Source organism: Hanstruepera ponticola, assembly GCF_002940745.1.
Classification (GTDB): domain Bacteria; phylum Bacteroidota; class Bacteroidia; order Flavobacteriales; family Flavobacteriaceae; genus Hanstruepera; species Hanstruepera ponticola.
On sequence record NZ_POTB01000001.1, the window covers coordinates 1,645,997 to 1,669,657 of the forward strand.

Consider the following 23,661-nt stretch of genomic DNA (forward strand, 5'->3'; position numbering starts at 1 on the left):
GCTATCTCCCAAACAAGTTGCAACTTTGTTGTAAATAATTACAAGTATGAAAGCAGCAATTTATACAAAATACGGTTCGCCAGAAGTTATTCAGATAATTGATGTCGAAATTCCATTGCCAAAACCAAATGAGGTTTTAGTAAAAATTAAGGCATCATCAGCAACAAGAGCAGATACCATGATGCGCCAAGGCATACCTAAATTTGGCAGATTGTTTTTAGGTTTATTTAAACCAAAAAATACGGCTTTAGGAACTGGCTTTTCAGGAGTTGTGGAGGCTATAGGTTCTCAAATCACAAAATTTAAAGTAAGTGATGAAGTTTTTGGAGAAAAACTATTTAGCAATGGTTGTAATGCAGACTATTTGTGTATTTCAGAAGATATGATTATTGAGCTAAAACCAGATACGATATCTCATTATCAAGCAGCACCAATCTGTGATGGTTTTTTAACCTCTTATAACTTCTTAAAAGACATAGCTAATTTAAAACAAGGTCAACATATTTTAATAAATGGTGCATCTGGAAGCCTAGGTTCGGCAGCAGTTCAATTAGCTAGAGTAATGGGCGCAAAAGTTACAGCAGTTTGTAGCACAAGAAATATTGATTTTGTAAAATCTATAGGAGCCGATGAAGTGATAGACTACACAAAAACATCTATAACCAATATAAACGAAAAATATAATGTAATTTATGATTCGGTTGGAGCTCTATCGTATAAAGTCTCTAAAAAACTATTAAGTTCAAATGGTATTTTTATGACACCAGTATTAAGTGGTCAAATACTTTGTCAAACGTTATTAAATCCAAAGAAAGTAAAATTTGCAGCTACTGGGATTAAAAAGACTGAAGAATTAAAACGATTATTTTTAGACTTGGAGGGCTTTTTTAAACAAGGTAAACTACATACAAATATTGATAAAAGCTACAAGCTTCCAGATATCGCGGAAGCTCATCACTATCTTGAAACTGGTCGTAAAGTAGGTAATATAGTAATTGTCAATCAATAAATCATCAATCAAAAAACAAACTGTATATGTTTTTTAAAACACAAGAAGGAAAAGAAACTATTCTAAAGCTGTACAATCAAAAATTAGAACAACTTCAGTTAGCCTATTCAGAGCAACAAATAGACACACGCTTTGGTAAAACCAATATCATAGTGTCTGGTGATAAACAAAACCCACCGTTGCTGCTCATTCATGGTACAGGAGGTTGTGCACCGCTCATATTGGAATCACTTTCCAACCTTACTACAAAATACTGCGTGTACGCTATAGATGTATTAGCACAGCCCAATAAAAGTGCAGAAACCCGATTAGATATGAAGTCATTAGATTATGGTAAATGGCTCACTGAAATCATCATAAAGTTACGGCTCAAAGCTGTTACATTGGTTGGTTTTTCATTTGGCGGACTCATTAGCCTAAAGACACTGGAGTTTAACCAAACACCCATCAAGCAGGTGTTTTTAATTGCACCTGTTTATATCGTTAATGGCAATCCACTGCTGGGCTTGCTAAAAATGTTCATCCCATTAAAAAAGTTTATAAAAACCAACAACCCAAAGTATATTAAACGGGTTATGGATGCCTTGTTTTCGGAGTATGATACTTTTGCACTTCAGTTTATGTCGGCTACGTTTCAGCACTGCAACATGGATTTTTCGCCTTTGCCATTACTATCAAAAAAAGCAGCTCAAAATATCCAGACACCTATTACCATTTTTGCTGCTGAAAAGGACTTGATGTTTCCAGGTAAAAAAATGATTAAACGTTCCAAACACCTGTTTTCGTCTTTAAAAGAAACCAAACTCTTAAAGAGCTCAAAACATGTTCCTAGTTACAAGGATTTTGAAATAATTGAAAAAAGTATTCTAGATAATTCTAATTAATACTTTTAACTCTTACATAAGAAATAAAACTTGCCATTTGTTTAAAAAACTATGTTCGACCTGCGAAAAAACAAAAGCCTCTACATTTCTGTAAAGGCTTTCTGTTGTTAAGCTCCCCCTCTTGGGCTCGAACCAAGGACCCTTTGATTAACAGTCAAATGCTCTAACCAACTGAGCTAAGGAGGAGTGTTATTCGCTTTTGCGAGCGCAAATATAAATTATTTATTATTTACTACAAATATATTAATTAAAAAATCTACTTAAAATTTTAATCAAAAATAGCTTTGTAAATATCGTTACCGTTGGCAAACAAAACTAAAGCGATTAGTAATATAAATCCAATGAGCTGTGCATATTCCAAAAACTTGTCGCCTGGTTTTCTACCAGAAATCATTTCATATAGTAAAAACATAACATGACCACCATCCAATGCTGGTATAGGTAAAAGGTTTAAAACACCTAGCATAATGGATAAAAAGGCAGTAATAGCCCAAAATGCTTTCCAGTTCCAAGACGGTGGAAACATATTTCCAATAGCGGCAAATCCACCCACTTGAGAGGCTCCCTTTTTGGTGAAAATGTATTTAAATTGAGCTAAATAATCTTTTATAGTCCAGTAACCTAAAGAAGTCCCTTTTACAATTGCTTCGCTAAAAGAATAATCTTTGTGATTGGATACAATTTTCTCTGTTTCGATAGTTACTATACCAATTGTAGCATCTTCACTTGGTTTTACATTTAAACTTACAATCTCATTATTTCTTTCAACACCAATATTAAGCGTTTTATTTCCGTTTCGTTTTATACCATATTTAAAATCAGAAAAATAGTTTACAGCCTCTCCATTTAAACTGACTATTTTATCAGTTGGTAATAAACCGGCTTTATCTGCAGGAGAATCAGGGACTATTGAATCTAATTTAAAGGGCATTCTTGGAGACATAGCTGGCAAATCACCTGCTTCAAATAATTGTGTTCCAATATCTTCTGGAACTGTCAATTCAGCTATTTCACCTGATGCTCTCTCAACTTTAATGGTATTAATATCTCTAAACAGTAAATATGAATTGATATCAGTTACCTCGCTAAATGGTTTTCCATCTACAGATACAATTTTATCCCCTTGTTCAAAACCGTATTCCTCCATTGTAGGGGCTACACCAAATCCATAGGTGATATCATCTTTTTTAGAGTAATCTGTTCCCCAAACAAACAATATCATCATGTATATTAAAAACCCAAGAATGAAATTTACGATAACACCACCTAACATAATAATTAAACGTTGCCAAGCAGGTTTTGTTCTAAACTCCCATGGCTGTGGTGGTTGTGCCATTTGCTCTTTATCCATACTTTCATCAATCATTCCGGCTATTTTTACATAACCTCCTAATGGTAACCAACCAATACCATAAACAGTTTCACCAATTTTCTTTTTAAACAATGAAAATTTAATATCAAAGAATAGGTAGAACTTCTCTACACGTGTTTTAAATAGCTTTGCAGGAATGAAATGTCCTAATTCATGAAGGACTATGAGGATAGACAAGCTTAAAAATAATTGCGCTGCCTTAATCAATATAACGGTCATAAAATCTGTTTTCTTTTAAATAACGCACAAAAGTAGTGTTTTTTACTTCAACATTAAAAATTGAATCATTCCACATTTGTATTTAACAAATAATTATAATCTCAAATTGTTTAATTGCATATGAAATCCATGTATTTTTGCAAAAGCAATGCCGAAATTACCACATTATGCTTTCGTTTTTTAAAGACTATAAATATTTTGGAATCGTATTCATGATTTTATCAGTGATTATAGTTGCTATTATTTTCAATATTCTTAATGTTGAAAAACCATTACCTATTTATCAACCTACTATGGTTAATTCAGAATTGGTTGATTCTTCTTTGGTTGATGTCAGAAAATATCATAAAATAGCCGATTTCAGTCTAACAAATCAAAATGGAGAAATTATAACCCAAAACAATTATAAGAATAAGATTTATGTAGCCGATTTCTTTTTTACTACCTGCCAAACCATTTGTCCTATTATGACAGATCACATGTATGTCATTCAAAAAGAATTGAAAAACGATCAGGATGTCATGCTACTTTCTCATACGGTAACACCAGAAATAGATTCGGTTACACAATTAAAAAAATATGCATTAAAAAAAGGGGTCAATGATTCAAAATGGAATTTAGTCACTGGTGACAAAAAACAAATTTACGATTTAGCACGTAAAAGTTATTTGGCAGTAAAAGATCAAGGTAATGGTGATGCCTATGATATGATTCATACCGAAAACTTTATGCTCATTGATAAAAAACGTCAAATAAGAGGATTTTATGATGGTACAAATCCTGACGAAATTACCCGATTAATTGAGGATATTAAAACACTCAAAAAAGAATATCAATAGTTTTCTAGCTTCAATTTTTTTACCCTAATATTTTGCTTTATTTTTGCTTCTTTAAAATCAATCTAAATAAGCGTGAGTATTACGTTAGCAGAAATAAAACGAGGTGAAAAAGGCATTATTGCTGATGTTTCATCAATTCACATCCCACTTAAACTGCTGGAAATGGGATGCTTACCTGGAAATTCTGTTGAACTTGTCCAGGTTGCTCCTTTTGCTGATCCTATGTATCTGAATATTAATGGTAGCCATCTAGCCATTAGAAAAGAAACAGCTATTCACATTTTAATTGAAATTTCCAATGAGTAAACAAATAAATGTTGCACTTATTGGTAATCCAAATACTGGAAAAACTTCAGTATTTAATGCCTTAACAGGTTTGAATCAAAAGGTTGGTAATTATCCTGGTATTACTGTAGAAAAGAAGGAAGGGATTTGTAAACTACCACGTGGCGTAAAAGCGCATATAATTGATTTACCTGGCACCTATAGTTTAAACGCCTCATCACTTGATGAAAATGTAGTTATTGAGTTACTTCTCAACAAAAATGATAAGGACTTTCCTGATGTTGCAGTTGTAGTGAGTGATGTTGAAAACCTTAAACGCAATCTCCTTTTATTTACTCAAATTAAAGACCTTCAAATTCCTACAATTTTAGTCATTAACATGGCTGATAGGATGACTTATAAAGGAATTTCATTGAATATTCCCTATTTAGAAGAACAGCTTGAGACAAAGATAGCCTTAATAAGTACCAGAAAAAATCAGGGAATATCAGCTCTCAAAGATTTAATTACCAATTACAAAGAGCTTTCAACAAAACCGTGTTTAAATGCTTCTGAAATTGATATGGATTACTTTGATAATCTACGCAAAGCTTTTCCTAATCAGCTTTTATATAAGCTTTGGTTAGTTATCACTCAAGATGTAAATTTTGGAAAAACGGATAGAAATGAAATTGATGCTGTTGCTGATTTCAAAACAAAATCTAAAGCCGATTTAAAACGCCTTCAGCAAAAGGAGACTATTAAACGTTATCAGTTTATTAATGACACCCTTAAAAAAGGCCAAAAAATCGATTTAAGTACGGCAAAAGACTTACGCATCAAATTCGATAGAGTTTTGACTCATAAAGTTTGGGGATACCTCATTTTTGGAATTATTTTATTAACCATTTTTCAAGCCATTTATGATTGGTCTAGTGTTCCAATGGATTTTATTGACAGCTTATTTGCTTCATTTAGCGAATGGACTAAAAATAAAATGCCTGAAGGTGCTTTTACCAATTTAATTGCAGAAGGCATTATTCCGGGATTGGGTGGTATTGTTATATTCATTCCTCAAATAGCCTTTTTATTCCTCTTTATTTCAGTTTTAGAAGAAAGTGGCTATATGAGTCGTGTGGTATTTTTAATGGATCGCATCATGCGTCGTTTCGGTTTAAGTGGGAAAAGCGTTGTACCCCTAATTTCTGGTACTGCTTGCGCCATACCTGCAATTATGGCAACACGTAATATTGAAAGTTGGAAAGAGCGCTTAATAACTATTCTTGTAACTCCTTTTACAACGTGCTCTGCTAGACTACCCGTTTACCTAATTATTATAGCATTGGTAATTCCGGAAGGACGTATTCTTGGATTAAGTTATCAAGCATTAACACTTATGCTTTTATACTTAATAGGTTTTGGTGCTGCTGTAGGCTCAGCGTATATATTAAATAAAATACTTAAGATAAAAAGTAAGACATTTTTCGTGGTTGAAATGCCCAACTACAAATTACCATTATTTAAAAATGTTGCTTTAACTGTTCTTGAAAAAACCAAATCGTTTGTTTTTGGTGCTGGAAAAATTATTTTGGCTATATCTATTATATTATGGTTTTTGGCATCTTATGGTCCTGGTAATGATTTTAATAATGCTGACGCTATAGTGACTGAACAATATGCCTCACAAAACATACCAGATGAAGATTTACAACAACATATCGCATCATATAAATTGGAGCATTCCTTTATCGGCATTACAGGTCGAGCAATTGAACCCGTAATTAGACCTTTGGGTTACGACTGGAAAATTGGTATTGCTATTGTAAGTTCATTTGCAGCTCGTGAAGTTTTTGTCGGCACACTAGCCACAATTTATAGTGTAGGAAGTGATGAAGAGGAGACCATAAAAAATAGAATGGCTGGTGAAGTGAATCCTATTCTTGGAGGACCACTATTCAATTTCGCCTCTGGAATTTCATTGTTGTTATTTTATGCATTTGCAATGCAATGCATGAGTACACTTGCAATCGTCAAACGTGAAACAAATAGTTGGAAATGGCCTATGTTGCAATTAATAATCATGAGTAGTTTTGCTTATCTTGTTGCTTTTATAGCCTATCAACTATTAAAATAGTTTTATTTATGAACACCGTTATTCAGAATATACTTGCTTTTACTACACTCATAATTGCTTTGACTTTTCTGATCTCTCGATTTATTTGGAAGCCTAAAAAAAAGGCTGGGAAGAATTGCTCTGATAACAATTGCGGTTGTCACTAAACAGCATTTAACTTGTTTTATCATAAATATTTAAGACACTCTACAGAAACAATAAGTTTAAATATTTAGCTTAAAAAGCTGAAAATCATAGCTCATTTTAACTAAACAGCAATAAATTTGTTTTATTTTTATTATTTAAAACCCTACATATCAGTTTTTTAAATTCTAATAATAAACTATAACTTGAAGTTGACAAAACTAGTCTTCAACAACAATTTGCAAAATATAATTCGCTTTTTTAATCTCTTTTCCAAATTCAGGATATGGAGTTAAATTAAAACCTTTTATTATTGTTTCACCAGAAATTATTAATTGTGGTAAGTTTCCAATTAAGTAAGTAGTTGGTGTAATTTCGATAATTTTCTCCTCAATAAATTGAGCATTTTTATAAATAGCCACTAATACTTTAGCCTCTCCTGCTCTAACACAAGTAACATTTTTAGGGCACCTAGAATCATTTAAAACATCAACAAATTTGACAATAAGGTTGTTATGCTCATATTGATTGCCCAACAATAGTTTAGTCACAATAATAGGCGGTTCAGCTTTGGTGCTATCTTGGCCATGAACTGAAAATATACTACAAAAAATAACTAAATAAACAAATTGTTTCATATCACATAGTTTGTTAGTCTTCATCTGAAATTATGCCAAATTAAGAATTCTTTTGCTCAATAAACTAATTTAACTATATTTGAATAATTTTTTAAGCTAACTTAAATATTATTTAAAGCAAACGTTAATGTCAGTAGCAGTCGAGAATTTCATTAAAGCCATATATAAAAATGATAAGCAGGAGAATGATACATCAACTGGTAATATCGCAAAAAAATTAGGTATATCCAATGCAGCTGTAACAGATATGGCTAAAAAATTAGCCAGTAGAGACCTTCTTTTTTACGAAAAGTATCAATCGCTAGAGCTCACAGAGAAAGGCTCTAAAATGGCTTTAAATGTAGTTAGGAAACATCGTTTGTGGGAGGCTTTGCTTTACAAGTTGTTTGATATGTCTTTACATGAAATTCATAGGGAAGCAGAATTACTAGAGCATCAAACGTCAGATTTCTTGGCAAATAAAATCAGTTCTTATCTAGGAAATCCGAAATTCGATCCACATGGCGATCCTATCCCAAATGAACATGGCGATATAACAACAGATGATAATTCAATACCTCTTTCTAAAACCCAAGCAGGGAAATCATATATTATTTCGAGATTAATGAGTGACGATAAAGAGTTTTTTGATTTCTGCGCTCTACATGGCTTAAAATATGGAAATCGCATTATGGTCACTAATCAATTTCAAAACAACAAAATGACTCAAATTTCAATAAATTATAATACCATTCTATTAAATGAAGACTTTACCAACATTATCTACGTCAATGAAATCAACTAACACAAAAATTTATATTTTCATTGGTCTGTTGTTATGTTCCTTTTCGGCTTCATTGGCTCAAGAAAAGGAGTCAATCGGCGCTTTGGAAACAGATAGACCAGATGCTACTGAAGCGTCAAGCACAGTACCACAAGGCTATCTGCAAGTTGAAACAGGTGGTTTTTATCAAACTTTTGAAAAAAATCAAATTAAAACTGAAAACTTCACCTACAATACAACGCTGGTTAGATATGGGTTATCTGATAATTTTGAATTGCGTTTAGGATGGAATTTACAAGAAGATGTCACACACATAAACGGTCAGAAATTAGACAATGTTTTAAGTGGCTTTAGTCCATTGTTGCTAGGAATGAAAGTTTATATAACGGAAGAAAAAGGTTGGATCCCAGAAATTAGTTTAATAGGACATGTTTTTTTACCATTAACCGCAAGTACTGATTATAGACCAGAAACAACTGGTGTAGATTTTCGATTTTCACTAGCACATACCTTAAGTGAAAAATCTAGTTTAGGCTATAATCTTGGTATGGCTTGGGGAAATGATTCACCTGAAGCAAGTTATATCTATACTATTGCCTATGGATATAGCATTTCCGAAAAGTTTGGTGCTTATGTAGAATTATATGGTGATTTACCTGAAGATAGTCAAGCTAACCATTTATGGGATGCTGGATTAACATATTTAGTTTCTAACGATTTGCAATTAGATATGTCTTTTGGAACAAGTATTACAGAAGGTCAAGATTTATTATTAAGTGCAGGTTTGAGTTTTAGATTACCAATAAACAACAATCAATAATGAAAAGAATTACAATCATAACCATTCTATTTTTTGGAATCTTTAGCTGTAAAACGGATTCTAAAAAAACCGACAAACTCAATGTTGTTACCACAACTACAATGATAACTGATTTAGTTAAAAATATTGGAGGCGACCTTATTAATATTGAAGGGTTAATGGGAAGTGGCGTTGACCCTCATTTATACAAAGCTAGCGAAGGTGATGTAACTAAATTAGCCAATGCTGATATTATTTTCTACAACGGATTACACCTTGAAGGAAAACTAGTAGAAGTATTCGAGAAAATGGGAACTCAAAATATAAAAACTGTTGCTGTTTCTGATGCCATTGATAAAAACACTTTGATTGGTTCCGAATATTTTGCTTCTAATTACGATCCGCATATTTGGTTTGACATCACTTATTGGGAACAAGTCACACAATTTGTAGTCAACAAATTATCGGAAGCTGTGCCTTCAGAGAAAGATACTTTTAAAGCTAATGGTGACAACTATTTGAGTCAATTAAATAATTTAAAAACTGAAATTAATGCAACCATTAACGCTTTACCAAAAGAGAAACGCATATTGGTTACAGCTCATGATGCTTTTAACTATTTCGGAAAAGCCTTTGAATTTGAAGTTGTTGGGTTACAAGGTCTTTCAACAGCAACCGAAGCTGGAGTTCAAGACGTACAAAAATTAGCAGCTTTTATTATCGACAAAAAAGTGAACGCTATATTTGTGGAAAGTTCGGTGCCTAAACGCACTATAAAAGCCTTGCAAGCAGCAGTAAAATCGAAAGGACATGATGTTACCATTGGTGGTACATTATATTCTGATGCTTTGGGTAATGCTGGAACAGTTGAAGGTACTTATATTGGGATGTTTAAATATAATGTGAATACAATTGTTAATGCTTTGAAATAATGAGTAATAAAATAGCAGTACAAGTAGATGATTTAACAGTAGCCTATAATTACAAACCGGTACTTTGGGATATTGATTTAGAAATACCCGAAGGCGTTTTAATGGCTATTGTTGGTCCAAATGGCGCAGGAAAATCAACACTTATAAAGTCTATTTTAGGCATTCTAAAACCAATTGCTGGAAGTGTAAGCATTTATGGTAAATCGTATGACAAACAACGCTCTCTTGTTGCTTATGTTCCACAAAAAGGTAGTGTGGATTGGGATTTTCCTACAACTGCTCTAGATGTGGTTATGATGGGAACATACGGAAGTTTAGGTTGGATAAAACGCCCTGGCCAAAAGCAAAAAAAAGCGGCACTCGAAGCTTTAGAACAAGTTGGAATGCTACCTTTTAAAAACAGACAAATCAGTCAACTTTCTGGCGGACAACAGCAACGTATTTTTTTAGCACGTGCTTTGGTTCAAGATGCATCCATTTATTTTATGGATGAACCATTTCAAGGTGTTGATGCTACTACCGAAATAGCTATCATTAATATTCTTAAAGCATTAAGAAAGGCGAATAAAACCGTAATTGTGGTGCATCATGATTTGCAAACGGTTCCTGAATACTTTGATTGGGTAACTTTTTTAAATGTAAAAAAGATTGCAACAGGTCCGGTTAAGGATATTTTTAATGATGATAACCTTACTAAAACCTATGGCATCAATTATAAAGTAAGTATTCAGAAATAAAATTCCTGCGAAGGCAGGAATCTCAAAGCTATAAACCAAAACTAAGCATAATAGATTCCGCATCTAGTGCGGAATAACAAAATGGACTTACTAGAATACATAGAACTCGTAATTAACGATTACACACTGCGCACCATTACACTTGGCACAGCTATTCTTGGTGCTGTTACTGGCATGCTTGGTAGTTTTGCCGTGTTACGCAAGCAAAGTTTATTGGGCGATGCTATTTCGCATGCAGCATTACCAGGCATTGCTATTGCGTTTTTACTTACTGGTGCCAAAGAAAGTAATACACTGCTTTTAGGTGCTTTGGTCAGTGGTTTGATAGGTACATTTTGGATTCGAGGTATTATAACAAAAACACATTTAAAATCAGATACCGCTTTAGGATTGATTCTATCATTATTCTTTGGTTTTGGAATGTTACTGTTAACTTTTATCCAAAAACAACCAAATGCCAATCAAGCTGGTTTAGATAAATACTTATTTGGTCAAGCTGCTACTTTAGTTGAAAGTGATGTTTGGCTTATGGCAATTGTAACCGGATTGTGTTTATTCGTTCTACTCTTGTTTTGGAAAGAATTTAAAATATTACTCTTTGATAAAGATTATGCTAAAACGCTAGGTTTTAATACCAAAACTATTGACATACTAATAACTTCATTCATTGTACTAGCTATTGTTTTAGGCTTGCAAACCGTTGGTGTTGTTTTAATGAGCGCTATGCTTTTGGCTCCTGCTGCTGCTGCAAGACAGTGGACAAACAATTTAAGTGTCATGGTGTTTTTAGCAGCCTTTTTTGGGGCGTTTTCAGGTGTTTTTGGAACAGCAATAAGCGCCACTCAAAACAATCTATCCACTGGTCCTGTAATTGTAATTGTAGCTTCAGTTTTTGTCATGTTTTCGTTTATTTTTTCGCCCAATCGTGGTTTGTTGTTCAGACAAATTCGATTTATAAAAAATCGTCGTGATTTAGAATTACATAAAACCCTATCCTTTATGTTTAATATTGCTAAAACGCACGAGAATATTTCGCATCCACATACGATTAAGATTTTGAATAACTTTCAAGGCTACACAAAAGGAACACTAAAAAAATTAGTAGATAAAAACTATGTAACACTTAACGGAAATATGTGGAGTTTAACTCAAGAAGGGTTTGAAACAGCATCTAACTTATATAACCAACAATTTAAAAAAGATGAGTAGCGCACAACTTGAAATACAGCTTATTGCTAGTTTGGTTGCCATTGCGTGTGCTATACCTGGAACGTTTTTGGTGTTGCGTAAAATGGCCATGATTAGTGATGCTATTAGTCATTCTATATTACCTGGAATTGTTATTGGATTCTTCATTACACAAGACCTCAACTCGCCACTATTAATTGTTTTAGCAGCTTTGACAGGTGTAATTACTGTGGTATTAGTTGAGCAAATTCAAAAAACAGGATTGGTAAAAGAAGATACAGCTATAGGATTAGTCTTTCCTGCTTTATTCAGTATAGGTGTAATTATGATTGCTAAAAACGCCAACGATGTTCATTTAGATGTTGATGCTGTTCTTTTAGGTGAATTGGCTTTTGCGCCTTTTGACCGATTGCTAATTTCAGGTGTAGATGTTGGTCCAAAATCATTATGGATTATTGGTACAATACTAATTATTACAGTTGGGTTATTATTCGCCTTTTTTAAAGAACTGAAATTAAGCACCTTTGATGCTGGATTGGCAGCTTCACTAGGATTCTCACCTGTGGCTATTCATTATGGTTTAATGACGGTTTCATCTATTACAACTGTTGGTGCTTTTGATGCTGTTGGTGCCATTTTAGTGGTCGCGCTTATGATTGCTCCTGCGGCTAGCGCTTATTTATTGACAACAGATTTGAAAAAAATGCTCTTTTTGTCAATTCTTTTTGGTGTTTTTAGTGCTATTTCTGGATATTGGGTTGCACATTGGTTGGACGCCTCAATAGCAGGATCTATAACAACCATGTTAGGACTATTGTTTTTAGTTGTTTATCTATTTGCTCCAAGTAAAGGGCTAATTGCAGTTATGTACCGCGAAAAACAACAAAAAATTGAAGTGTCGCTGCTTACCTTCTTGCTTCATTTAAAAAATCATAATGAAGAAAACGAACGACATGTCAATCATTTGAGAGAACATATTAATTGGCAAAAAATCCGTGCTAAAACTGTTGTTGATTTAGCATTAAAAAACAATATGATTACCATTGACAACCAAATTGTTTCCTTAACTGATAAAGGGGATGATTTTACATCTCAAGCCATTGATTATATTATTACCAATGAAGATGCCCAAATTGAAGATATGAAAGACGACTTCTTTTTGTTTAGGGGTTAATTTATTCCTTTATCAATTTCCGTTTCACTATCCAAAAAATATCAGATTTGTAAAACTGTATTGAAGTTGGTATCACTTTATTAGATTTATCTCTAGGTGATTTGATTATAAATCGCGCTTCAGAATTATTAAAATTTAAGGTGTGAGTTTTAGTAATATCAGATTCGTTGGCATAGAAATAAACAATATTATTTTCAAACTTCCATTTTCCTTTACCATATTTGTCCCTTTCTGGAGGAATACCTCCATCATGTCTATCATATTCATGAAAGGTAAACGTTTCATCAGCATGTAAAGTTAATGTATCAACAATTACCGCATTACTAGATTCGAGTTTCAAAATGTATGTTCCCGCAATAGTTGTGGTTTGAGTAAAAGCAAAAAAACTAGATAAAAAGATTATTAAAGAAAATAGAAATTTCATAATAGTTGGTTTTTGTTTTCACCTTTTAATCAACAATTATACCGTTTATCTCGCACAATTCACACACAAAAAACTTTCTGGGCGAATAAGAATTCTGCCTAGTGGAATTGGGTTTTGACATTTTAAACACATGCCAAAATCGTCATCCTCAACTTTTGATAGGGCGCGTTTTAAATTAGTGAGTTTAGTTTCGGCTTGACGCAATGAAGCTTCATTGACACTACGATTATTAATAGCATCCATTCTACTCACGCGACCAATGGCATTGTTAGGGGAAATGGGTTTGGTTAACGCTTTATAATCCGAGATTGCCTTTTCAGTTTTCGCTATTTCTTGAATAATAGTTTCTTTTATGACGCTCTTATCCATATTAAAACCTTTTTTCTTTTTGCAATTGTTCGTAAGCCTGCTGCACCTGTCTAAACTTTTCTTCAGCGCCTTCATGATGTTCTTTACCTAAATGAATAACTCTATCCGGATGATACTTTTTTGCCATTTTCCGATAAGCTGCTTTTATTTCTGATACCGTAGCGTCTTTTGAAATTTCCAATATTTTATAGGCATTGTCACTACTATTATAGAACATCGCTTTAATACTTTCGTAATCGCGTGAGCTAATACCTAAATAATTTGATATGGTATAAATTTGTTTAACCTCTTCTTCCGTGACATGACCATCTGCTTTAGCTATTCCAAACAAAAAATGAAGCAATTGTAATCGTGATGGATGATCCATCATTTGCCTGATTTGCAAACAAACCTGTCGTACAGGAATTTGCTGTTTATTGACATTTTTAAACAACTTAAAAGCATGGTTTGCTCGTTCCTTGCCATACATATGCAAGAATTGCTGCCTGACAAAATCAAGCTCACGTTGATCTTGTTTACCATCTGCTTTAATAACAATAGAGGACAAAATCAACAAGCTCACTTCAAAATCACCTGACCGTGTTTGTGGACGAGACATACGTGACCTATATGTTCTACCTTGTTGACCTTGCTTAAAAAATGGTTCGGCATCTTTATCTGAAAACGCATCCATAATACCACCTAAAGCCATACCAATTATCGCACCAATTGGTCCACCAAACGACCATCCTAAAGCTGCTCCAATCCACTTTGAAAAACTCATGTACCTATCAATTTTATTTATGAGTAAATATACTATTTGTTAGTAGATGACGCATGACATTTGTTACACAATTGGTATATTTGCATCATTGAAATATTAATCTTAAATAATTAAAATATATGTATCCAGCGGAATTAGTAAAACCAATGCGTGAAGATTTAACTAATGTTGGTTTTCAAGAATTACAAACAGTAGAAGCTGTTGAATCTGCATTGGCTAAAGAAGGAACTACGCTTATAGTTGTAAACTCTGTTTGTGGTTGTGCTGCAGCCAACGCAAGACCAGGAGCTAGAATGAGCTTACAAAACAGTAAAAAGCCAGACCATATAGTTACCGTTTTTGCTGGTGTTGACAAAGAAGCTGTAGATAAAGCACGTGAACACATGGTACCATTTCCACCAAGTTCGCCTTGTATGGCATTGTTTAAAGATGGTGAGTTAGTTCATATGTTAGAACGTCATCATATTGAAGGTCGTCCTGCTGAATTAATTGCTGAAAATTTAGTAGATGCTTATAATGAACATTGTTAAAACATTTCAACTTTAAAAATAAAACCACGATTTTATCGTGGTTTTTTTGTGCTTTAATCTTATTAGTTAATTTTGTTTTTCAAACCCTAATACATGCGAAAACTACTTGCATATCCACTCACTGCTCTCTATGCATTTTTTTTTCTACTAACCCTTGTAGTGTTTCACCCAATTCAATGGTTTTGCTTTAACGTGTTGGGTTATAAAGCCCACAAAATAACTGTCGATTGGTTACAATTTTTCTTAATGCGCTGTCTAAATTTATTAGGAACTCGGATTACATTTAAAAACAAATTTGATATTCCAATCAATCAGCCTGTAATCATTGTTGCCAATCATCAAAGCATGTATGATATCTCACCTATAATGTGGTATATGCGTAAGTATCATCCTAAATTTATTAGTAAAAAAGAACTAGGAAGAGGCATACCAAGTGTATCTTACAATTTAAGGCATGGCGGCTCTGTTCTCATTGACAGAAAAAACCCTAGACAGTCCTTACCTGCGATTATGAAATTTGGGGAATACATTGAAAAAAACAAAAGAGCTGCTGTTATTTTTCCAGAAGGCACACGAAGTAAAACAGGTAAACCCAAACCATTTCAAACTAAAGGGTTAGAAATACTTTTTAAAAAAATACCATCCGCTATTATAGTACCAATAACTGTAAATAATTCTTGGAAAATGTTACGCTATGGAAAATTCCCAATGGGAATTGGAAATCATTTAAAATTTCAAGTCCATGAGCCTATTAAATTGGCTACCTTTGTAGATAAGCAAGAATTAATCAAACAGATTGAAACTACGATTACTTCGAGTATTAATTATTAAAATTATCAATTATGTCTTTAAAAAATGTCCGATTGGAAGTTATGCAGTTTCTGGAAAAAGACGTTGACTCCTTAATAGAAAAATATTTAATTCCTGTTGAAAGTATTTGGCAACCTACAGACTTTTTACCAAACTCTGAAAAAGATGGATTTTTAGATGACGTAAAAGAAATACGTGAACTCTCTAAAGAACTTCCTTACGATTTCTGGGTAGTTTTAGTTGGTGATATGATTACTGAAGAAGCTTTACCCACTTATGAATCTTGGCTTATGGATGTGGAAGGTGTTGACCAAGTTGGTAGAAACTCTTGGGGAAAATGGGTTCGTCATTGGACAGCAGAAGAAAACCGACATGGTGATGTGCTCAATAAATACTTGTACTTATCTGGTCGTGTAAATATGAAAGAAATTGAAAAAACCACCCAATATCTTATTGCAGATGGTTTTGATATTGGTACCGACCGTGATCCGTACAAAAACTTTTTGTACACAAGTTTTCAGGAATTGGCTACTTATATTTCTCATAACCGCGTTGCTAAATTAGCTAAAGATAAAGGAAACAAGCAACTGGCAAAAATGTGTAAAATCATTTCTGGGGACGAAATGCGACACCATCATGCTTATTGTGAATTTGTTGAGCGTATTTTTAAAGTAGATCCAAGCCAGATGATGTTGGCATTTCAACATATGATGAAATTAAAAATCACCATGCCAGCACATTTTTTAAGAGAATCTGGTGAAAGAATAAGTACAGCATTTGAAGAGTTTTCTCACACCGCACAACGTATTGGTGTTTATACATCACATGATTATGTAGATATTTTGCAGAAATTGATTCAACGTTGGGAAATAGATAAAATTACCAACCTAACTGATGATGCCGAGAAAGCTAGAGATTACCTAATGAAGTTACCTTCTAGATTAACACGACTTTCTGAACGCATGAAGATCCCTGAAAACTCATACCAGTTTAAATGGGTAGAACCTGCAATTTAAAATGAAATATTAATTTTTTAAATAAAATTCCTTTCAAAAGCATGAAGGGAATTTTTAATTTTATAGCATGAGTAACTCACTTATTATTTTAAATACAATTGATTTTGTAAAAAAAGAACTAAAAGATGCCGAAGGCGGACACGATTGGTTTCATATTGAACGTGTTTATAAAAATGCGCTAAACATTGGCAGACATGAATCTGTTGATTTGGAAGTTGTCCAATTGGGTGCTTTGTTGCATGATATTGCCGATAGTAAATTTCATGATGGTGATGAAACGATTGGTCCCAAAAAAGCACGAGAATTTTTGTTTCAACAAAATGTATCATCAGAAGTTATTGAACATGTTGTAAAAATCATTGCTAATATGTCTTTTAGTAAATCTCTAGACAAAAATATTATCTTTGCTTCTCCTGAATTAGAAGTTGTTCAAGATGCAGATCGCCTAGATGCAATTGGAGCTATTGGGATTGCGAGAGCATTTAATTATGGTGGATTTAAAGATCGAGCAATTTACGATCCAGAAATAACACCTAACCTTAACTTAAGTAAAGCAGAATATAAAAACTCTACTGCGCCAACCATTAATCACTTTTATGAAAAGTTACTCCTTTTAAGAGATAAAATGAATACCAAAACAGGAAAGCGTTTAGCAGAAAATCGACACAAATTCATGATGCATTATCTCGAGCAATTTTATTCAGAATGGGAAGGTAGAAATTAAAATTATACAATTATTTGCTTCATATCTTTTCTATAACTTGAAGCACTCTTCCCTATTACTTGTTTAAATATCTTGTTGAAATGTGAAAAATTATTGAAACCACTTTCAAAACAAACATCAGTTATACTTAATTGACTTTCATTTAAAAGTTTAGTTGCATGCACTATACGATACTCATTTACTAATTGTGTAAATGTTTTTCCTGTAACTCTTTTAAAATACCTACAAAATGCAGGAACTGTCATACTAACTTCGCTGGCAATATTATCTAGACTTATATGATCTTTAAAATGGGCATTGACATATTTATAAATTCTATCAATTTTGGCAGTGTCTTGAGGTTCTGTTTCAAAATCGAATCCTTCTGAATTCAATATTCTATATTCTTCGGTCAAAGCTAATTCTTGCAAAACCTCCAAAAGCTTTATGATACGTTCAAAACCATTATAGTTAATTAAATCTTCTATTTTTGGTCCAACCGTTTTTTTTGTTTCAATATTAAATAAAATCCCTTTTTGAGCGCGTTCAAAAAGCTTATTAATGGCTTTCATTTCTGGCACTTCAAAAAAGTTTGAGCCTAAAAAATCTGGTCTAAACTGAACTAATGTTTCTTTGCCGTGTCTTGTCATTCCATCTGTAAATCCATTGTGTGGCAGATTAGAACCAATGAGCAATAACTGACTATTATTAAAATAGGACACATGATTGCCTATATGTCTTTTTCCAAAGCCTTTGTTTACATAAAGCAATTCAATTTCAGGATGAAAATGCCAAAAGGCCAGTTTATCTTCAGTTCTTCCAGTATGTTGCTTAACAAGTAGCGAATGACCGAAATCTGTACTTAACTTTTTTAATGCTGGTTTTTTTGTATTCATAGATGTATGCTATACAAATTCTGTACAAAGTTAGTTTCTAATATCAAGATACTTATGTGCAAATTTAACTTATATGTGTTCTATATTAACATTTTAGATACATAAAGATTATTATAGCGTTAATTTAGCATACATATTTGATAAAATAGCTGTTTTTACAACTATATATCCACCATATCTTTGAATTATAAAAAATAAAACAATCCCAAAAAATTCAATGTCATGAAAAACGTATTAAAAAGCTACCTGTTCATCGCAACAGTATTTACCGTATTATTCGGTTTTAGTGCCGAAAAAAATGGATTAGAAAATGGCTTAAGAGTTAAAGAATCTTATGTTACATTTAACGATGTTAAAAAAGGATCGCTCTTACAGCTAAAAGATGTTAATGATCAAATAATTTACAAAGAAGAAATTAACAAATCTGGTTATTATTCTCGAAAATTTGATTTTACCTTTCTACCTCAAGGAAAATATTTTTTCGAACTCGTAAAGGATTTAGAAATTAGTACCAAACCATTTAGCGTTAATGCTAATTCAGTTATATTCCATAATCATGTTACAAACTTCTTTAAACCTTATGTAAGTTTAAAAGGATCTAAAATTTTAATTTCCCAATTATCCTTAAATAAGCAACCTTTAAAAATCAAACTTTTCTATGAAAATGAACTAGGTGAATCTGATTTAATTTACACTGAAACATTAAGTGGTGAAGTTGCTTTAAAAACGGTACTTAAACTTTCTGAAAAGAAAAAGGGCACGTATACAATTATTATGTTTAGTGAAAATTACATGTTTGAGGAAACCCTAAATTTATTTTGAATTATTAATTAGCTTTAAGTTAGTTTGTATTAGGCTAAAACCTCTTCCTGTATGGAAGGGGTTTTGTTTTTAAAACATTTTTAATTGCCCAAATTTATATTGTTCGTGCAATGATGTGTTAAGCTTTGGTATAGCTTTATCTTTTAAGTATTTATGTCTAGCTAATTTTATCAAATCGTTAATCTGTTTTGCTATGTGTCCCTCACCTCGCATACGTTTACCATATCGCGAATCGTTAAGTGTGCCACCATGGCAATTTTCTATTTGATGCAATACTTTGTCTGCTCTATCAGGCAATGCTTTTTTTACCCATTCGGTGAAAATTTCGCCAATGGCGCCATTCAATCGTACAATAGTATGCGCAATGGATAATGCTCCAGCTTCAGAAACTGCTTTAGCTAAAGGCAAAACTTCATGACTATTAATTGATGGTATTATAGGTGCCAACATAACGTTTACTGGAATACCATTTTCTGATAAGGTTTTCACCGTTTCTAGTCGTTTTTTTATAGTTGTTGTTCGTGGTTCTAAAATGCGCCTAGTATCTTCAGACAAGGAAGTAATGGATATATTAACTCCGACTAAATTATCTTTTGCTAGAGCTTTTAAAATATCTAAATCGCGAAGTATGAGTGCGTTTTTAGTGATAATGCCAACTGGGTGTTTATACTTTAAAAACACTTCTAAACATTGTCTTGTGATTTGAAACTGCTTTTCAGCAGGTTGATAACAATCGGTATTACCAGACATAACAATTGGATAAGCCTGCCATGATTTCTTTCTAAGTAAGGCTTCCAATAATTTTGGAGCATCTTTTTTTACCAAAATCCGGCGTTCAAAATCTAATCCTGCACTATAGCCCCAATATTCGTGGCTGTTTCTAGCATAACAATATACACAGCCATGTTCGCAACCTTGATACATATTCATAGAGTAGCCCATACCTACATCTGGACTGGTAACTTTATTGACTATGGTTTTTGGAAAAACGGGCAAATAAAGCGTTTTGTTTTTATCAGTTTCCTCTCCTTCTTTAGCACAATATTCCAGGAAGTCATCTCGCTGTTCGTGACTTAATTCAAAAAAACGGTTGGATACATTGTGCTGGGCACCACGCCCTTTTATAATAGACTTGGGATTCATTATAGTAAAATATTAAAGCGATTGTAAGAAACCTGACTCTTTAAAGTTAACTAATATTTTAGTCTAAAAGTGTTAAAGGCTTTTTGGGTTATTAACAAACTTGACTTTATGAATTAAAAAGACGAACTTCGTTAACTCTTGATATAAAAGAACCTGTATTGAGCTTGTCGAAATGTTAAAACGAATTCATATCATTAAGTTGTGCATAATGCCAGAAAAACTACTTGAAAATTAATGTTTAAGAAATTAAGAGACTACTACGACTATATTGAAAATGACCATAATTTGTCTTTTGATTATAATTTAAACAAATACTTAATTACACTTCGAGACAACTACAAACAGAATAAGTCGAAAAAGAAATGCTCTTTTGAAATCTATTACAATGATTTTCGATTCGAAAAAGGTACGCTTAAACCTGAATTGACTTATGCGAATGGAAAACAATATCCAGATATAGATTTATTCGACGATGACTTAAAATACATTGTTGACAGAGCTGAAAATACAAATAACCCAAAACACAAAGCTAAATACAACCATTTACTTTGGGAAAGTCACTTAAAAAACAATAAGTACTGTAAAGAAGCCATAATCAACTATTTAACTTTTCTGAAATTGGTAATTTCTAAAGAGAAAAATAATATTGAGAATAGAACAGTTCAATCAATCTATGAAAACTTATTTGTTTTATCCCAAAGAATAAATTACAAAAAGAAAGAAACGATTTCATTTTTACTTTCCAATTTAAATCTGAATAATATCAATGGGTACAATAAATTTCATCTAATGAAATTTATATGTGAGCAAGGCAAAAAAAATGATAAGAATATTCTATTGAAATTTTACAGTTATTCTAATAAGGTCATTAAAAACGACAGCTATCCTGAATTAAAAAAGGAGTATTTGTCTTTATTAATTCTTTTATCTAAAAAGACTGGTAATGACGTAAAACCTTATCATAGTTTACTCGCCGAAACTCATTTAATGGAATCGGAAAAACACAAAGAGAGTTTCATCGTTCATGACTATTACATAAAAGCATTAAAGCAATATCAGTTAGCTGGAAACACAAAAAAAGTCGAAGAAGTTACTGTACTAATTGAAAAAGAAAAAGACAATCTAAATTTTAAAGAAGTAAAAGTTGAACATACCAGTGATGAATTACAGCAATGGTATGAGACGTTAGATAATTTCACAACGGAACTTGTTGAAAAGCATTTAAGCAAAGACATTTACGAATATTTAATGTTATCGGAGTATATTTTTCCAAAAGCAAAAGTACTTGATGAAAAATTTAGTTCACCTTTAATGGACTTGGTGAGTACAATGAATTTTGATTTTAATAGAAATGTCAGTGAATCAAGCATTGGTGGATTGAATCCATATTACATTCATATAAAGAATTTTTCATTGAGGCATTTATTACTTGTCTTTTCAAAAGGAACTAAAATCGGTAAAATTAGTTTTGAATCATTAAAAGAATTTTTAGCCAATTATACTTGGTATGGTAATGATTTTACAATTGTAAATCCCGATGGCAAAAAAGTGGTTTTTAAATATCTTGATTTGATATTGCCATCACTAGATAGTTATTTCAAACAGTCAGAAATCGACCTTAAGTTACATAAAAATAATCCCATAGGTTATATATTGAGCATCGATTCATTGACATTAAAGTTCGAGGGAGTTTTAAGAGCTTTTTCTAGACAAATTGGAGCGCAGACTATTGAAGTAAAAGAAAACGGAACACAAGAACGAATATCGTTTGACAAGTTATTAGAAAATGAAAAACTAACGAATTTAATTCCACCAGACGATATTGCTCTTTTTAAATTTTTGTTTTCTAAAGACAAATTGAACTTAAGGAATAATATTGCACATTGTTTTTACAAACCGAATGACTATTCAGCTTCGATAGTTTGGCTATTGATTTGTGCGTTTTTAAAGCTTGGTAATTATAAATTCAAAAATTAAATGAAGAGGGAAGAATATTTAGATATGGTTAGCGCTGAATTTATGTCAATTATTCATAAATATATTCCAAATCGCATGATAGTGGGAAATGGTTACAGCGAAATGTCATTTAATGCACGACTGTCGAAAAAAAACCAAGCATTTTCTGAAAGTCAATACTATTTCAATGGAAGTAAAAAATTCATTCATTGGACTTCTGTACAGTACTTAATGTCAATAATAAATTATCGAGAATTAAGGCTTTATAACCTACACAACTCGTCAGATTCTGAAGAGTTTGCATACGCAGCAGAAAAGCTAAACATAGAAAATAACCAAATAGATTATTCAAAGAACTATCTATACACTTTATCGTTTTGTAAAGCATCAGAATTAGCAAATGAAGACCTTTGGAAAGAGTATGGAAATAATTACCAAGGTGTAGCACTAGAATTTGAAATAATAAATAACCCTAACAAATGGAATAATTTTATGCTTTCGGAAGTGTTCTATGAAATCCCTCAAAATTTTATAGAAATGGAAAAAGACCTAAAAATATTTCACAAAAAATATCCGCATGCAGAGACTTTTATAGATTTGGGGAAATTAATTGCATTTCATAAAAAACCTGATTTTTCTAAAGAGTTAGAAATTAGGTTATCTACTTATTTTCCATTCAACCATACTGAAGCCTATGAAAAATTCTGTAACACAGAATTTCGGTTAGATAAAGGTAGACCAAGAGAAACAAATTATTTTGGACTTAAACTTTGGGTTGACAATGAATCACCATTCGTAAAAAGTGATAATCCTCAATTTGACAGGAGATTGAATGTTGAAACTTCCTATTTTGTAGAAAATCCTCAAATTAAAATTACCAACATATACTTTGGCAAAAATTGTGGTATTTCAAATGAGGAATTCACGCCTTTTTGGAGAAAACTAAACCAGATAACGCACTATAAATTAGGTTATGAAATTGAAAATTTAGAACTTAATTTATATGGATAAAAGCACAATGCACAACAACGTGTATAGTTCATTGCGTCTGATTTTCCTATTCGGAAAATCCTCGCTGCTGAACATTGGGTTCTTGCTTTTTTGCTGTTTTAGTCTATACGCAACGAGACCATACACAAACACGTTAACGAAAC

25 protein-coding genes and 1 tRNA gene are annotated in these 23,661 nt (G+C 32.5%); 18 read left to right on the plus strand and 8 right to left on the minus strand.

Going from position 1 to position 23,661, the window contains the following annotated elements:
* Positions 1-46 precede the first annotated feature (46 nt).
* A complete protein-coding gene (locus C1S72_RS07445; protein ID WP_104734988.1) occupies positions 47-1,009 on the plus strand; it encodes an NAD(P)-dependent alcohol dehydrogenase in 963 nt (320 codons plus the stop codon).
* 26 nt (positions 1,010-1,035) lie between these two features.
* On the plus strand, positions 1,036-1,893 hold the full coding sequence (locus C1S72_RS07450) for an alpha/beta fold hydrolase (protein ID WP_104734989.1): 858 nt from the start codon (positions 1,036-1,038) through the stop codon (positions 1,891-1,893).
* Between the two features lie 112 nt (positions 1,894-2,005).
* On the opposite strand, the gene C1S72_RS07455 is transcribed toward C1S72_RS07450, so the two are convergent.
* Both C1S72_RS07455 and rseP read right to left on the minus strand, forming a co-directional pair.
* Positions 2,006-2,079, minus strand: a tRNA-Asn gene (locus C1S72_RS07455).
* Positions 2,080-2,161: 82 nt separating this feature from the next.
* On the minus strand, positions 2,162-3,484 hold the full coding sequence (gene rseP, locus C1S72_RS07460; RefSeq protein WP_104734990.1) for an RIP metalloprotease RseP: 1,323 nt from the start codon (positions 3,482-3,484) through the stop codon (positions 2,162-2,164).
* 167 nt (positions 3,485-3,651) lie between these two features.
* Here rseP and C1S72_RS07465 point away from each other — a divergent pair, with 167 nt between their 5' ends.
* From C1S72_RS07465 to feoB, 3 genes are all read left to right on the plus strand, one after another.
* Positions 3,652-4,323: an SCO family protein gene (locus C1S72_RS07465; protein ID WP_104734991.1), complete on the plus strand. Its 672-nt coding sequence runs from the start codon at positions 3,652-3,654 to the stop codon at positions 4,321-4,323.
* A 78-nt stretch (positions 4,324-4,401) separates the two neighbouring features.
* Positions 4,402-4,629 (plus strand): FeoA family protein, encoded by a 228-nt coding sequence (locus tag C1S72_RS07470; protein WP_394338526.1) that lies wholly within the window; start codon positions 4,402-4,404, stop codon positions 4,627-4,629.
* Positions 4,622-6,721 carry a ferrous iron transport protein B gene (gene feoB / locus C1S72_RS07475; RefSeq protein ID WP_104734993.1) on the plus strand — a complete coding sequence of 700 codons (2,100 nt, stop codon included), beginning with the start codon at positions 4,622-4,624 and terminating at the stop codon, positions 6,719-6,721. Before C1S72_RS07470 ends, feoB begins: the two co-directional genes overlap by 8 nt.
* 344 nt (positions 6,722-7,065) lie before the next feature.
* Here the strand turns inward: feoB and C1S72_RS07485 are convergent, their stop codons facing one another.
* The gene (locus C1S72_RS07485; protein ID WP_162919943.1) at positions 7,066-7,482 is read right to left on the minus strand and encodes a hypothetical protein; all 417 of its coding nucleotides are present in this window, start codon (positions 7,480-7,482) and stop codon (positions 7,066-7,068) included.
* A gap of 127 nt (positions 7,483-7,609) precedes the next feature.
* Here C1S72_RS07485 and C1S72_RS07490 point away from each other — a divergent pair, with 127 nt between their 5' ends.
* The 6 genes from C1S72_RS07490 (at position 7,610) to C1S72_RS07515 (ending at position 13,075) form a co-directional block, all read left to right on the plus strand.
* Entirely contained in the window at positions 7,610-8,266 is a 657-nt protein-coding gene (locus C1S72_RS07490; RefSeq protein ID WP_104734996.1) for a metal-dependent transcriptional regulator, read from the plus strand.
* The gene (locus C1S72_RS07495) at positions 8,253-9,065 is read left to right on the plus strand and encodes a transporter (RefSeq protein WP_230401597.1); all 813 of its coding nucleotides are present in this window, start codon (positions 8,253-8,255) and stop codon (positions 9,063-9,065) included. Before C1S72_RS07490 ends, C1S72_RS07495 begins: the two co-directional genes overlap by 14 nt.
* On the plus strand, positions 9,065-9,976 hold the full coding sequence (locus C1S72_RS07500) for a metal ABC transporter solute-binding protein, Zn/Mn family (protein WP_104734998.1): 912 nt from the start codon (positions 9,065-9,067) through the stop codon (positions 9,974-9,976). Before C1S72_RS07495 ends, C1S72_RS07500 begins: the two co-directional genes overlap by 1 nt.
* Positions 9,976-10,713 carry a metal ABC transporter ATP-binding protein gene (locus tag C1S72_RS07505; RefSeq protein ID WP_104734999.1) on the plus strand — a complete coding sequence of 246 codons (738 nt, stop codon included), beginning with the start codon at positions 9,976-9,978 and terminating at the stop codon, positions 10,711-10,713. The genes C1S72_RS07500 and C1S72_RS07505 overlap by 1 nt, the downstream gene beginning before the upstream one ends.
* Before the next feature lie 81 nt (positions 10,714-10,794).
* Entirely contained in the window at positions 10,795-11,922 is a 1,128-nt protein-coding gene (locus tag C1S72_RS07510) for a metal ABC transporter permease (protein ID WP_104735000.1), read from the plus strand.
* On the plus strand, positions 11,915-13,075 hold the full coding sequence (locus tag C1S72_RS07515) for a metal ABC transporter permease (RefSeq protein WP_104735001.1): 1,161 nt from the start codon (positions 11,915-11,917) through the stop codon (positions 13,073-13,075). The genes C1S72_RS07510 and C1S72_RS07515 overlap by 8 nt, the downstream gene beginning before the upstream one ends.
* Before the next feature lies 1 nt (position 13,076).
* On the opposite strand, the gene C1S72_RS07520 is transcribed toward C1S72_RS07515, so the two are convergent.
* From C1S72_RS07520 to C1S72_RS07530, 3 genes are read right to left on the minus strand one after another with little or no spacing between them, the layout of a single operon-like run.
* A complete protein-coding gene (locus tag C1S72_RS07520; RefSeq protein WP_104735002.1) occupies positions 13,077-13,499 on the minus strand; it encodes a hypothetical protein in 423 nt (140 codons plus the stop codon).
* Positions 13,500-13,544: 45 nt separating this feature from the next.
* Positions 13,545-13,868 (minus strand): TraR/DksA family transcriptional regulator, encoded by a 324-nt coding sequence (locus C1S72_RS07525; RefSeq protein ID WP_104735003.1) that lies wholly within the window; start codon positions 13,866-13,868, stop codon positions 13,545-13,547.
* A gap of 1 nt (position 13,869) precedes the next feature.
* Positions 13,870-14,631 carry a TerB family tellurite resistance protein gene (locus tag C1S72_RS07530; RefSeq protein WP_104735004.1) on the minus strand — a complete coding sequence of 254 codons (762 nt, stop codon included), beginning with the start codon at positions 14,629-14,631 and terminating at the stop codon, positions 13,870-13,872.
* Between the two features lie 119 nt (positions 14,632-14,750).
* Between C1S72_RS07530 and C1S72_RS07535 the strand changes: the two genes are divergently transcribed.
* From C1S72_RS07535 to C1S72_RS07550, 4 genes are all read left to right on the plus strand, one after another.
* On the plus strand, positions 14,751-15,161 hold the full coding sequence (locus C1S72_RS07535; protein WP_104735005.1) for a BrxA/BrxB family bacilliredoxin: 411 nt from the start codon (positions 14,751-14,753) through the stop codon (positions 15,159-15,161).
* A 93-nt stretch (positions 15,162-15,254) separates the two neighbouring features.
* A complete protein-coding gene (locus C1S72_RS07540; protein ID WP_104735006.1) occupies positions 15,255-15,992 on the plus strand; it encodes a lysophospholipid acyltransferase family protein in 738 nt (245 codons plus the stop codon).
* An 11-nt stretch (positions 15,993-16,003) separates the two neighbouring features.
* On the plus strand, positions 16,004-16,987 hold the full coding sequence (locus C1S72_RS07545; RefSeq protein WP_104735007.1) for an acyl-ACP desaturase: 984 nt from the start codon (positions 16,004-16,006) through the stop codon (positions 16,985-16,987).
* Between the two features lie 67 nt (positions 16,988-17,054).
* Entirely contained in the window at positions 17,055-17,711 is a 657-nt protein-coding gene (locus C1S72_RS07550; RefSeq protein WP_104735008.1) for an HD domain-containing protein, read from the plus strand.
* A 2-nt stretch (positions 17,712-17,713) separates the two neighbouring features.
* On the opposite strand, the gene C1S72_RS07555 is transcribed toward C1S72_RS07550, so the two are convergent.
* Positions 17,714-18,586, minus strand: coding sequence for an AraC family transcriptional regulator (locus C1S72_RS07555; RefSeq protein WP_104735009.1), 873 nt, complete (start codon positions 18,584-18,586; stop codon positions 17,714-17,716).
* A 222-nt stretch (positions 18,587-18,808) separates the two neighbouring features.
* Between C1S72_RS07555 and C1S72_RS07560 the strand changes: the two genes are divergently transcribed.
* On the plus strand, positions 18,809-19,408 hold the full coding sequence (locus tag C1S72_RS07560) for a hypothetical protein (protein WP_104735010.1): 600 nt from the start codon (positions 18,809-18,811) through the stop codon (positions 19,406-19,408).
* 69 nt (positions 19,409-19,477) lie between these two features.
* Here C1S72_RS07560 and C1S72_RS07565 read toward each other — a convergent pair whose 3' ends face one another.
* Positions 19,478-20,551: a PA0069 family radical SAM protein gene (locus C1S72_RS07565; protein ID WP_104735011.1), complete on the minus strand. Its 1,074-nt coding sequence runs from the start codon at positions 20,549-20,551 to the stop codon at positions 19,478-19,480.
* 234 nt (positions 20,552-20,785) lie between these two features.
* Between C1S72_RS07565 and C1S72_RS07570 the strand changes: the two genes are divergently transcribed.
* Positions 20,786-22,528 carry a DUF4209 domain-containing protein gene (locus C1S72_RS07570; protein WP_104735012.1) on the plus strand — a complete coding sequence of 581 codons (1,743 nt, stop codon included), beginning with the start codon at positions 20,786-20,788 and terminating at the stop codon, positions 22,526-22,528.
* Positions 22,529-23,518 (plus strand): DUF2971 domain-containing protein, encoded by a 990-nt coding sequence (locus tag C1S72_RS07575; protein WP_104735013.1) that lies wholly within the window; start codon positions 22,529-22,531, stop codon positions 23,516-23,518.
* Positions 23,519-23,661: the final 143 nt, after the last annotated feature.